Origin of the sequence: Oceanirhabdus seepicola (genome assembly GCF_023684385.1) — a bacterium.
Taxonomy (GTDB): Bacteria; Bacillota; Clostridia; order Clostridiales; family Clostridiaceae; genus Oceanirhabdus; species Oceanirhabdus seepicola.
In genome coordinates, this window is record NZ_JAGSOJ010000003.1 from 254,751 (window position 1) to 266,526 (window position 11,776).

Consider the following 11,776-nt stretch of genomic DNA (forward strand, 5'->3'; position numbering starts at 1 on the left):
TTATGTACTCGAGCAGCGCAGAGAGCCTTAGTGACGCCGAGATTGGACTTTTTAAACAGCCTGAAAGCGATTTATATCGCTTTTTTTTTGTCACAGAACTGTAACTTAAAAGAGTTATTATGTTTATAATAAATAATTAAAGTTAGGAGGAAAAAATAATGGGCGAGTTTAACGAAAACATAGAAAATAATGAGATGAAAAATAATATAAAAGGTGAAAGACATGAATTTGCAGATAACGAACATGGGCAGTTTGTAGAAGTAGAAGAGTATGAGATTAAAAAAACAGGTAGAAAGAAGAAAGGTTTTTTAGGAAAAAAGGTATTAGCATATATGTTGAGTGGTATGTGTATAGCTAGTATTGGAGGAGGCGTGGGTGCCTATGCAACATATTCGGTACTATCAGATTCAAATACTAAAGATTATGCTGTAGAAGAAAAAGTGAATAAAACATATTCGGATAAGAATGTAAAAGTTGGTAATATAAGTGAGTTGTCTAGTAAAGAGATTTCAATACCCCAAATTGTAGAAACTGTAAGTCCTGCTGTAGTTGCTGTTTCTACAAAAGAATCATCAAGACAAAGTTTTGGAATGTATGCTTCTCCAGTGAGAGAAGGGCTTGGTTCTGGAGTGATATTCAATGAAGAGGGGTATATTTTAACAAACTACCATGTTGTTGATAATATTGTTTCAAATAAGGGTAAATTAACAGTGATTTTCAATACTGGTGAAGAAGTTAATGCAAAGGTAGTAAATTTTGATGAGGAGTATGATATTGCTGTATTAAAGATAACTGAAGATGTAAAGATACCAGGGGTGGCTAACTTTGGTGACTCAGAGGTTCTTAAACAGGGAGAGCAAGTAGTAGCTATAGGGAATCCTGTTGGTAAAGAACTACTTGGAACTGTAACTTCAGGGATAGTTAGTGCTATAAATAGATCTATAGGAGATAGAGATATTAAATTTATTCAAACAGATGCTGCAATAAGTCCTGGAAACTCAGGAGGACCGCTTGTAAATAGTAAAGGCCAAGTAATAGGAATAAATACAGAAAAACGTGTAGGTGATGGAGTTGAGGGGTTAGGATTTGCAATACCAATCAACCAAATAAAACCTCTTTTAAATGAATTAGTGATGCCAGCATTAAAAATTGGAATTGGTGGTAGAATAGTAACACCTGAATTGGCAAAAGAATATAATATACCAGAAGGTATATTTGTAAATGAATTAAATCAATTTGGGCCTGCTGAGAAATCAGGAATGAAGATTGGTGATATAATAATTGAAATGGATGGAACTCAGATAAAGTCTATCGAGGATATTGATTCAGTAAAAGCCAAACATAAAGTAGGGGACGTAGTTGAAGTAATTGTTGATAGAGATGGAGAGCGAGTTTCACTGAAATTGAAATTAGGTGAACTAAATTAAAAGATTATTTTTTAGGAGAAAGCTTTAAATCTGAGTTTTCTCCTTTTATTCTTTAAGAAATTATCACATGTAATATTGATTATATAAAGGTTTATATGCTTGTGTAAAATTGTACAAGTTGATTTCTAAAAAATAAAAGGGGAAAGTATAAAGGCAAATTCAGATAATTCAGTTAAAAATATATTAATATATTCTTTTAATTATTTGAATATCATACAATGGAATTTTGGTATATTAGTATGGTAGAATATAAGTAATTTAAATGTGAGGTGAATTATATGGTTATTAATTACATTAAGTGCCATGGAACTGGAAATATATTCTATCTAATAGATGAGGTAAATAAAGTCTTAATTGAAGAAAAAGAAAAAAGTGATTTTTCTATAATGGTATGTAATAGTGATAAGAATGCTGATGGAGTACTTTTTATCGGAAAAGGCGATCGTGGAATAGCTAAGATGAGAATATTTAATTCAGATGGTTCTGAAGCAGAAATGTGTGGCAATGGATTAAGATGCGCAGGGCGATATTCTGGCGAAGTTTTTCATTTAAATGAATTTAGTTTTGATACGTTAAAAGAACAGTATTATATTAATATTAAAAAGAGTGATATTCCCAATTTACCTAATGTGGAAGTGGAAATAGGAAATATTTCAACTGATGTAAAATCCATACCGATAGAAGGATTTGATAATAAAGTATTTAATGAAAAGCTATTCGTGCTTAGTAAAGAATTGTTATATACAGCAGTTAGTGTTTCTAATCCTCATCTTGTAACAATAACAGATTCAATTGAATGGGATGTTATGGAAGAACAAGGGGAATTAATTAAGAAACATAAGGAGTTATTTCCAAAAGGTATAAATTTGAGTTTCTTAAAGATTATAAATGAGAATGAGGTATTTGTTAGAACTTATGAAAGAGGCGTTGGATTTACTAAGTCATGTGGTACAGGTATGATGTCAGCAGTTTTGAATTATTGTTTAAACAATCCGCACCTTTTTGATAAAAGAATAAAGGTTTATAATGACGGTGGAATGGTTCTTATAACTGTAAAGAGAGAAGAAGATGATTTATATAGTGCTACTTTTGAAGGAAATGCATCTTATATTGAGAGTGGTAAGATAATATATGAAATTGATTCATTATCAATTAAAAAAGAGAGTGAATATCTTGATGAAAAGGAAGCCTATTTTAAATTATTAGAAATTAAAGATAAGAAATTAAAGATTTAAACTCACTCAAGCTTTGCTTGAGTGAGTTTTTTTAGAATTTCAATATTTCTAAAGTTAAATTTTCAAAACCAGATATTATTTTATCAGCTTTTTTTAGAATAGATGCATCTCCAACGCCGATTGCGAACATATTAGCATTTTTAGCACCCTCGACTCCTGCAGCAGCATCTTCAAATACAACACATTTCTCAGGAGATACTTCAAGCTCTTCTGCACCCTTTAAAAATACTTCAGGACTTGGTTTAGCTTTAGTTATTCTGTTTCCATCAACAATACAGTCAAATAAATCAACAATATCAAGTGCCTTAAGAATTCTCATGGAATTCTTACTTGCAGAACCTAGGGCAATTTTTATATTATTTTCTTTTAAATTAAGTATGAAATCTTTAACGCCTGGTAAAATTTCATCTTGTTTCATTACTGAGATATATTCAACATACCAAGAGTTTTTTTTCGCTGCTAACTCAAGCTTAGTTTCTTCATCTAGAGATTTTTCTCCAATTTCAAGTAATATGTTTAATGAATCCATTCTACTAACACCTTTAAGTCTTTCATTATCCTCAATACTGAAGTCAAATCCTAATTCATTAGATAAACGTTTCCATGCTAAATAGTGATATTTTGCAGTATCACAAATTACTCCATCTAAATCAAAAATACAAGCATCAATATTCATATTAACTCCTCCTATGTGAAACCGTTTGCATAATTATTTTATAATATTAATCACAAAAAATCAAATGAAATTTTAAAAAAATAGTGATTGTACAATCAGAATAAGAAAAAATTGAATTAAATGGGTAATGATGGTAAAATATTATTAAATACATACTGCATATGGTATATTTTGGAGGTGCGAATGAGTAAGTTTAAGAAAATGATTATATCATTAGTTTTGAAAATAATGGGGAAGGCATTGGTATATTTATATAAAAAGGATGATGAAACATTTCACAATCTTATTGATTTTTGTGATGGTGAATCCTTTAAAATCAGAATAGCTAATTTGAATATTTTTCTTCATATTATGATAAAGGATAAAAATACTCGTAGAATGGAAATTATTAAGAATGATAATAAAGAGTGTGACATTGAAATCATATTCAAAAATATTAATTACGCTTTTAAGGTTTTTATGGGGAAAAAAAGTATTCATGAAGCGTATGCAGAAAGAGCTTTTATACTTAAAGGTGATATTCATAAAGCAATGGGGCTTGTGAGGGGGTTATATATAGTTGAGTATCTACTTTTTCCAAAATTTATTTGGAGAAGAATTTTAAAAGAGAAACCCAAAACTTTTGCTAGAAAATTTATTGTTTATATGAGAGTTTTAAGATGAATTAAATTTTAATGGGGGAGTTTAGATGGAGAAATATTTTGAATTTTACAGTCCTGTAAAACTATTGGCAGGAGAGGGTGGGATAGAAAACATACCTTATGAATTGAGTAATTTAGGTGCAAAAAAGCCTTTGATTTTAGCTGCAGAACCAATTATATCAAATAAAATAATAGATATATTGCTAGGAGCACTTGAAGATTATAAGATGGATGTAGGAAAAGTTATCCATGATATTCCTATAGATTCTTCTATTGAGGTTGTTAATGATATTGCAAAAATATATAGGAAGATCGGCTGTGATTCAATTATTGCTATTGGAGGTGGATCGATAATTGATACGGCAAAGGGTGTTAATATTGTTGTATCATTAGGTGGTGAGAGTTTACTTGATTATCAAGGTGTTGATAGTATAGATAAAAATCTCCGTCCTCTTATTGTTGCGCCAAGTACATCAGGGACAGGGTCAGAAGGTACCGCAGTTTCAGTAATAGCTAACAAGAAAAAAAATATCAAAATGGAGTTTATTTCTTATAAAGTTGTTCCTGATGTCGCTGTGATTGATCCGAGATTAACTGTAACACTTCCTATGAGACTAACAGCATCAACGGGAATAGATGCCTTAGTACATGCGATTGAAGCATATAGTTGTTTACAAAAAAATCTTGTGAGTGATTTATATGCAAGAGAAGCTATAAAATTAGTAACAGAAAATATATATAAGGTGATGTTTAAACCAAAAGATAAAGATTTAAGATTTAATCTTTTACTAGGATCCTTTCTGGCAGGAGTAGCATTTTCAAATTCTATGGTAGGGATGGTACATGCCATTGGTCATTCAGTAGGTGCAGTTTCTGGTGTTTCGCATAGTGATGCTATGACAATATTGCTTATACCATGTATGAAAAAAAACTTAGGTTTATGTCATAAAGAATATGATGAAATATATGATATTCTTAAAGGTGAGAAAAATAAAGTTGATAACAAAGCTGAGAAATGTATAGAAGAACTTAAATCGCTATTAGTATCATTAAGCCAACAAACGGGATTACCTTTGAAGTTACATGAGGTTGGGGTAAAAAAAGAGGATTTTAAGGAAATTGCAAGAATATCTATAAATGATGGAGCGGCTAGTATAAATCCTTTAGCTGTAACTGAAAAAATTGTTTATGAAATTCTAGAAGAATCATATTAGGTGAGAGGGGGCAATCATGAAGAAAAAAATTGTTGTTATATTAATGATTCTAATTGTTGCATTAACAGCAACAGGCTGTATACCAGGTGATGGTAGTATTACAAACTCTAATCCAGCAGGATTCTTTTGGGGAATTTGGCATGGTTGGATAGCACCCATATCTTTAATAATCGGTATTTTTGATAAAAATATTTCAATTTATGAACAAATTAATAATGGATGGTGGTATGACTTAGGATTTTACTGTAGTGTAATTTCAGGATTTGGTGGTATAGCATTTACAAGAAATAAATATAAGAAAAAGAAATAAAAAGGAAAGACAAGGGCTAACTTTGTCTTAGATTGTTGAAAAAGTCGTATAATATTGTGTTTACTCTGATTTCTATCTTCAGAGTTTCAGACGTTGAAAAAGCCCAAGATCAGGAATAAGGTGAACGAGCAGCGGAATGTACGAGTAGTACTTGAGCAGCACAGAGAACCTTATTGACGCCGAGATTGGGCTTTTTCAATGTTTGAGACAAGGGTTATACTTGTCTATTTTATGTACTTATCTATAGCGGATTTTAAATCTTCAATAGCAGCTTGATCTTTTTCATTATTATCGGTTAGAAGACAATGATCTATATGTTCTTGTAGAATTACTTTGCCAACATTATTTAAAGCTGATTTAACTGCAGAAATCTGTATAAGAATTTCAGAGCAGTCCCGATCTTCTTCAACCATTCTTTTTACTGATTGAGCATGACCTATAATTCTTGAAAGTCGATTAATAACCGCTTTTTTACTAGGATGTTGGTGGCTCATATTATTCTCCTTTAAAATCAATTTAATATTCATAATTATAACACAGGTTATATGTTATTTTAAAGAATTAAGATTTTTTGAAAGTTTATGATTTTTTCATGTAAATTTACTTAAACTATAATATGGAGGTGGAGAGCTATAGCTCGAGATTATGACAAAAATTTTCGCTCATAGGGGATATAGTGGGAAATACCCAGAGAATACTTTAAAATCATTTAAAAAAGCTATTGATTATGGTGCACAAGGAATAGAAACCGATGTTCAAATGAGTAGAGATGGAGAATTGATACTCATACATGATGAAAAGATTGATAGAACAAGTAATGGTACAGGATATGTATTTAACATGTCATATAATGAATTGTTGGAGTTAGATTTTGGAGAATGGAAAAGAAAAAAATTTCGTGGTGAAAAAATACCTAAATTAAGTGAATTGTTGGAGTTAGTACAAGACAAAAATATTGAATTGAATTTAGAAATTAAAAATAATATTATTCATTATCCTAATATTGAAGAAAAGATTATTACTTTGATAAGTGATTTTCAAATGGAAGATAGGGTGATAATTTCAAGTTTTAACCATGAATCGGTTTTGAAATGTAAGAGTATTAATAAAAAAATTAGATGTGGACCGTTAACATACAGCAATTTAATTAATCCACATAAGTATATAAATGAATACAAATTTGATACTTTTCATCCTATGTATCGATCCCTTGATAGTGAAAAAATTCAAGTCCTGAAAAACAATGGGACACCTATATATACGTATACTGTGGATATAAAGGAAGAAATGAATTTTTTAATTAAAAATGGTATAGAGGGCATAATAACTAACGAAATAGAAATTGCATTAAGTTGCTTAATAAATCAATAAATTATTAATATGTTTATATATGAATTTCAAACATATTAAAATAGGAATATATTATTACAGATTACGAATTAAATATAACAAGGGAGGAAAAAATTTTAATGAACAAAAGACAGAATATCGTTAGTTTATTCCTAAGCTTAATAATGATTTTTATGATTGTTTCTCCGATAAGTGTATTAGCACAAACTAAAGAAACAAAGGTGATAGATATTATCACAATTAATGATTTCCATGGAAAGCTTACTGAAGATACAAGCGAAAATGGTAAGGATATGGGAATGTCTAAAATTATAAATGCTGTCAAACAATATAAGGTTGCTAATCCAAATACAATTGTTCTTTCAGGAGGAGATAACTATCAAGGAAGTGCTATGTCAAATCTGACATATGGTGCTCCTGTTTCTGAAATGTATAAGGAAATGGGTGTAACTGCATCAGTAGTAGGTAACCATGAATTTGATTGGGGAATTCAGTGGTTAAAAAAGTGGGCTAAAGATGGAAAATTCGATTTTATAGGAACAAACATAGTTGACAAAAGAACTAATCAGATTGTAGATTGGGCTATACCTTATAAGGTAATTGAATTGGATGGTGTAAAGATTGCGATTATTGGATTAACAACACCTAAAACTGCATATAAGACATTACCTATTAATGTGGAAAATTACATTTTTGAACCAATTAAAGAAAGCGCTGAAAAATGGGTAAAGTATCTAAGAAGTGGCGAAGCTCCGGAAGGAAAGATTGACTCTGTTATAGCTTTAACTCATGTGGGTTCTTTCCAAGATGAAGAAAGTGGTGAAATTTCTGGAGAAGTTGTTGAATCAGGACTTACTGAAGTTGAAGGAATTGATGCAATAATAAGTGGAGATTCTCATCAAATAGTAGCTGGAGTAGTTAACAATATTCCTATTGTTCAAGCAAATAAGTATGGTAGAGCTTTAGGTAAGTTATCGTTAATTTTTGATGATGAAAATAATTTAGTTAAAGTAAAGCCAGAAGTCGATGTGCTTTCTGATAGAAAATCAGAACTTGTAAGTGATAATCAAGGGGATGCAATATATGCGAAATATTATGAGGAATTAGAGCCAATTATTAACGAAGTGATTGGTAAAGCAGATAAAGAGCTTTCTCATGAAAGAGTAACTAACGGCGGAGTAACAGAGGTTGGTAAATGGAGTATTGATATTATTAGAGAATATGCTGGAACTCAAATAGCAGTAATTAATGAAGGGGCATTTAGAACTTCAATACCAGCTGGGGATATAACTTTCGGTAGATTATATGATGTACTACCATTTGATAATACTCTTGTAAAAATGAAACTTAAGGGCTCTCAATTAAAGAAAGTTATTGAAAATGGTATAATGAATAAAGAAATTGGATGGGTTCAAATTTCAGGAGCAAAAGTTTATTATGATCCAGAAGCTGAATTTGGTAACAGAGTCACTGAAATAATCCTTGAAGATGGTACAAAGGTAGAAATGGATAAATTCTATAGTGTTGCTACTAGCGATTTTATGTTATTAGGTGGAGATAAGTATGATTTCGAAGGAGCTAAAAATATTGTAAGTACTAAGAAGATTATCAGAGATTTGTTAGCAGAATATATAAGAGAGACTAAAGAAGTTAAGATTGATTTTGAGCAACCTTTTATTAAGGGAAAAGCACCTAAGGTAAAGTAGACTATCATACTGACTAGTTATTTATTTGGATATACATTAAATTACTTAATATATTATTAAAGGTTTAAAATTAAATATCTCATGGGAAGGAAAAAAATAATGAACAAAGGAAAGGTGATCTTTAGTTTATTCCTATGTTTAATAATGATTTTGATGTTTTTTTCTCCAAGTAGTATCTTTGCAGAAACTAATGATAGAAAAGTTATAGATATTATCACAATTAATGATTTTCATGGAAAACTTAAAGAAGATACAAGAGAAAAAGGTAAGAATATGGGAATGTCTAAAATCATAAATGCAGTAAAGCAATATAAGGATGTTAATCCAAATACGATTGTTGTTTCAGGGGGAGACAGCTATCAAGGAAGTGCTATGTCAGAGCTTACACTTGGTGCGCCGGTATCAGAAATGTATAAGGAAATAGGGGTAGTTGCTTCTGCAGTTGGTAATCACGAGTTTGATTGGGGTATCGATCTATTTAAGAAATGGTCGGAGGTTGGGGAATTTGATTTTTTAGCAACAAATATAGTTGATAAAAAAACTAATAAGCCTATTAGATGGGTTAAACCTTATAAAGTTATTGAAGTTGAGGGAGTGAAAATTGCATTAATTGGTTTAACAACACCTGAAACTGATTGCATGAAAACAGCAAAGAATGCTCAAAATCTTATGTTTGAACCACTAAAAGAAAGTGCGCAAAAATGGGTAAAGTATTTTAAAAATTTAGAAGCACCAGAAGGAAAAGTAGATGCTATAATCGCTTTAGCTCATGTTGGTTGTTTTCAAGATAGAGATAGTGGGGAAATTACTGGAGAGGTTGTTGAATTAGGACTTACAGAGGTTGAAGGACTTGATGCAATAATCAGTGCTCATACTCACCAGTCAGTAGCAGGAGTAGTTAATAACATTGCTGTTGTTCAGGGATATAAAGATGGTAGGGCATTGGGTAAGTTATCTTTATCTTTTGATAAAGATAATAATTTAGTTAAAGTAGACTCCTCAGTGGATTTGCTTTATAATAGAAAATCAGAATTAGTGAATGATAAGCAAGGAGATGCAATATATTTAAAATATAGTAAAGCGTTAAAGTCAATTATTGATGAAGTTATTGGTAGAACAGATGAAAATCTTACTCACGTAAGATTTAGTGAATGTGGAACTTCGGTACTAGGTAAATGGACTACTGACTTAATGAGAAAAATTGGGGGAACTCAAATTGCTGTAATTAATGAGGGGGCATTAAGAACGTCAATACCAGCTGGTGACATAACTGTTGGTAAATTATATGATGTAATTCCGTTTAACAATATTCTAATAAAAATGAAGCTAAAAGGTTCACAATTAAAGAAAGTTATCGAAAATGGCATAATGAATAAAGATATTGGATGGATTGAAATTTCAGGAGTAAAGGTTTACTATAATCCAGAAGCTGAATTTGGTAACAGAGTAACAGCTATAATTCTTGAAGATGGTGTAAAAGTTGAAATGGAAAAATACTATAGTGTTGCTACAAATGATTTTATGTTTATTGGAGGAGATAATTATGATTTTAAAGGAGCAAAGAATATTGTAGAGTCAAATAGGATAATAAGAGATATGATAGCTGATTATCTGAGAGATGTAAAAGAGGTTAAGTTTGAATTTGAGCAACCTTTCGTTAAGGGGAAAGCACCTAAGGTAAAGTAGAATATAAAGAATTAATTGTTGGCCACTGAAATTATAATTCAGTGGCTTTAAATTAAATGGATTTCATTGAACTTAAATATAATCAACTAGAACATAAGCAAGTTTTAATTTGATTTTGCTTTTATTAAAGGATAAAATAAAAATAATTATTAAGAAAATTTTTTACATAGCAATAATTTCAGGAAAATTTGGAGGGTGATTATAAATGAGATATATTATTGGTGTTGATGGTGGGGGGACTAGTACTCGTGTAGCATTAGCTAATACAGATGGTGAGATTTTGGCTATTGGTAAAAGTGGTGCGAGTAGTATTGATACAGTTAGTAGAGAAGAAACGGGAGAACACATTGCTGAAGGGTTAAAGAAATGTTTAGAAAAGTATTTTAAGCAATATGGTGGTAACATTGAAGATATAGAATGTTTTTTTGTATCCTTAGGAGGTATAGATTCAAAAGCAGATAAAGAATATGTTGTAAATATAGTTCAAGAATATACTGAGAAAATAATAAATATAAAAAATATAGTAGCGGAGAATGATACAAGAGCAGCTTTGGCTGGTGGATTAGCTGAAAAGAGTGGAGTAATATTTATTGTTGGAACAGGTGCGGTTTGTTTCGGAATAAATGAAGAACTACAAAGTTGGAAATCAGGCGGATGGGGATATAAGATAGACGATTTTGGTAGTGGTTTTTATCTTGGAAGAGAAGCATTGACAATGATGGTTAAATGCATGGATGGTAGGGAAGAAGATGAGGAATTTCAATTAGCTATAAAAAAATTAATTGGTATTAATTCTTTATCAGAGGTTAGTGAAAGACTATATAAAAGAAAGTTTAATAGAACAGATATTGCAGGGATTGCGCCTGAAGTTTTGAAACTTGCTGAGAAGAAAAATAGAATCGCTTTGGAAATTTTGGATAAGGGAGCCGAGGAATTATCACTTATGATAAAATCGGTTTGTAAGAAACTTAATATAAAAGGGATGAAATATACTGCTCTTGGTGGAGTAATTGAAGGTTGCGATATTTATAGAAATAAATTGATTGAAAAAATTAAGGTTGAATTAGATATTGATTATAATAGCCCATATATGGCTGGTATAGGAGGGGCGGTACTTTTAAGTCTTTATGAAGTTATAGGAGATAAAGCATATGAGACAGCTGATATTATAAAAAGGAGTCTCAATATAGTTTAAAAAATTTCCTTAAGTTCTCTTTTAATTATGTTCATTTGTATATTTGGAAAAAAATAAGAAAATAATATAAATAATATAACATAATTAAGGAGGTTTCTATATGGAAAATATAAATAATCTTATCAATGAAGGTTACAAGATTATGAAATTTGAAAGAAATATTGATTTAACTAGTGGTCAAGAAGTAGGGGTAGTTGAACTAAAGGCTCTGGATGGTTATTTAATGAAACTAAATCTCGATGATAATTCGGCTGATGAAATGGAAAAGGTTCTTTTTAATTATTTGAAAGAAAAATAAATGACTAACTCCCTGGAAAAAATAACAGGGAGTCTTTT

The 11,776-nt window shown here is 30.5% G+C and carries 12 protein-coding genes; 10 read left to right on the forward strand and 2 right to left on the reverse strand.

The window, feature by feature from the left end; translation table 11 throughout:
* Window positions 1-158: 158 nt before the first annotated feature.
* Both KDK92_RS15000 and dapF read left to right on the forward strand, forming a co-directional pair.
* Window positions 159-1,427: a S1C family serine protease gene (locus KDK92_RS15000; RefSeq protein WP_250860146.1), complete on the forward strand. Its 1,269-nt coding sequence runs from the start codon at window positions 159-161 to the stop codon at window positions 1,425-1,427.
* Window positions 1,428-1,705: 278 nt separating this feature from the next.
* Window positions 1,706-2,662 (forward strand): diaminopimelate epimerase, encoded by a 957-nt coding sequence (gene dapF, locus KDK92_RS15005; protein ID WP_250860147.1) that lies wholly within the window; start codon window positions 1,706-1,708, stop codon window positions 2,660-2,662.
* A 31-nt stretch (window positions 2,663-2,693) separates the two neighbouring features.
* On the opposite strand, the gene pgmB is transcribed toward dapF, so the two are convergent.
* Complete coding sequence (gene pgmB / locus KDK92_RS15010) at window positions 2,694-3,338, reverse strand: beta-phosphoglucomutase (RefSeq protein WP_250860148.1); 645 nt, start codon at window positions 3,336-3,338, stop codon at window positions 2,694-2,696.
* Between the two features lie 183 nt (window positions 3,339-3,521).
* Here pgmB and KDK92_RS15015 point away from each other — a divergent pair, with 183 nt between their 5' ends.
* The 3 genes from KDK92_RS15015 to KDK92_RS15025 are packed head-to-tail and all read left to right on the forward strand — an operon-like array spanning window position 3,522 to window position 5,503.
* A complete protein-coding gene (locus KDK92_RS15015) occupies window positions 3,522-4,001 on the forward strand; it encodes a hypothetical protein (RefSeq protein WP_250860149.1) in 480 nt (159 codons plus the stop codon).
* A 25-nt stretch (window positions 4,002-4,026) separates the two neighbouring features.
* Window positions 4,027-5,193, forward strand: coding sequence for an iron-containing alcohol dehydrogenase (locus KDK92_RS15020; RefSeq protein WP_250860150.1), 1,167 nt, complete (start codon window positions 4,027-4,029; stop codon window positions 5,191-5,193).
* 16 nt (window positions 5,194-5,209) lie between these two features.
* Window positions 5,210-5,503, forward strand: coding sequence for a hypothetical protein (locus KDK92_RS15025; RefSeq protein ID WP_250860151.1), 294 nt, complete (start codon window positions 5,210-5,212; stop codon window positions 5,501-5,503).
* A gap of 224 nt (window positions 5,504-5,727) precedes the next feature.
* On the opposite strand, the gene KDK92_RS15030 is transcribed toward KDK92_RS15025, so the two are convergent.
* Window positions 5,728-5,997 (reverse strand): metal-sensing transcriptional repressor, encoded by a 270-nt coding sequence (locus KDK92_RS15030; RefSeq protein ID WP_250860152.1) that lies wholly within the window; start codon window positions 5,995-5,997, stop codon window positions 5,728-5,730.
* Between the two features lie 151 nt (window positions 5,998-6,148).
* Here KDK92_RS15030 and KDK92_RS15035 point away from each other — a divergent pair, with 151 nt between their 5' ends.
* The 5 genes from KDK92_RS15035 to KDK92_RS15055 all read left to right on the forward strand — a co-directional run bounded on the left by KDK92_RS15035 (window position 6,149) and on the right by KDK92_RS15055 (window position 11,738).
* Window positions 6,149-6,874, forward strand: coding sequence for a glycerophosphodiester phosphodiesterase (locus tag KDK92_RS15035; RefSeq protein WP_250860153.1), 726 nt, complete (start codon window positions 6,149-6,151; stop codon window positions 6,872-6,874).
* Window positions 6,875-6,972: 98 nt separating this feature from the next.
* On the forward strand, window positions 6,973-8,559 hold the full coding sequence (locus KDK92_RS15040; RefSeq protein WP_250860154.1) for a 5'-nucleotidase C-terminal domain-containing protein: 1,587 nt from the start codon (window positions 6,973-6,975) through the stop codon (window positions 8,557-8,559).
* Between the two features lie 99 nt (window positions 8,560-8,658).
* Window positions 8,659-10,245 (forward strand): 5'-nucleotidase C-terminal domain-containing protein, encoded by a 1,587-nt coding sequence (locus KDK92_RS15045; RefSeq protein WP_250860155.1) that lies wholly within the window; start codon window positions 8,659-8,661, stop codon window positions 10,243-10,245.
* Window positions 10,246-10,450: 205 nt separating this feature from the next.
* Window positions 10,451-11,440: an N-acetylglucosamine kinase gene (locus KDK92_RS15050; protein WP_250860156.1), complete on the forward strand. Its 990-nt coding sequence runs from the start codon at window positions 10,451-10,453 to the stop codon at window positions 11,438-11,440.
* 100 nt (window positions 11,441-11,540) lie between these two features.
* Window positions 11,541-11,738: a hypothetical protein gene (locus tag KDK92_RS15055; protein ID WP_250860157.1), complete on the forward strand. Its 198-nt coding sequence runs from the start codon at window positions 11,541-11,543 to the stop codon at window positions 11,736-11,738.
* Window positions 11,739-11,776 lie beyond the last annotated feature (38 nt).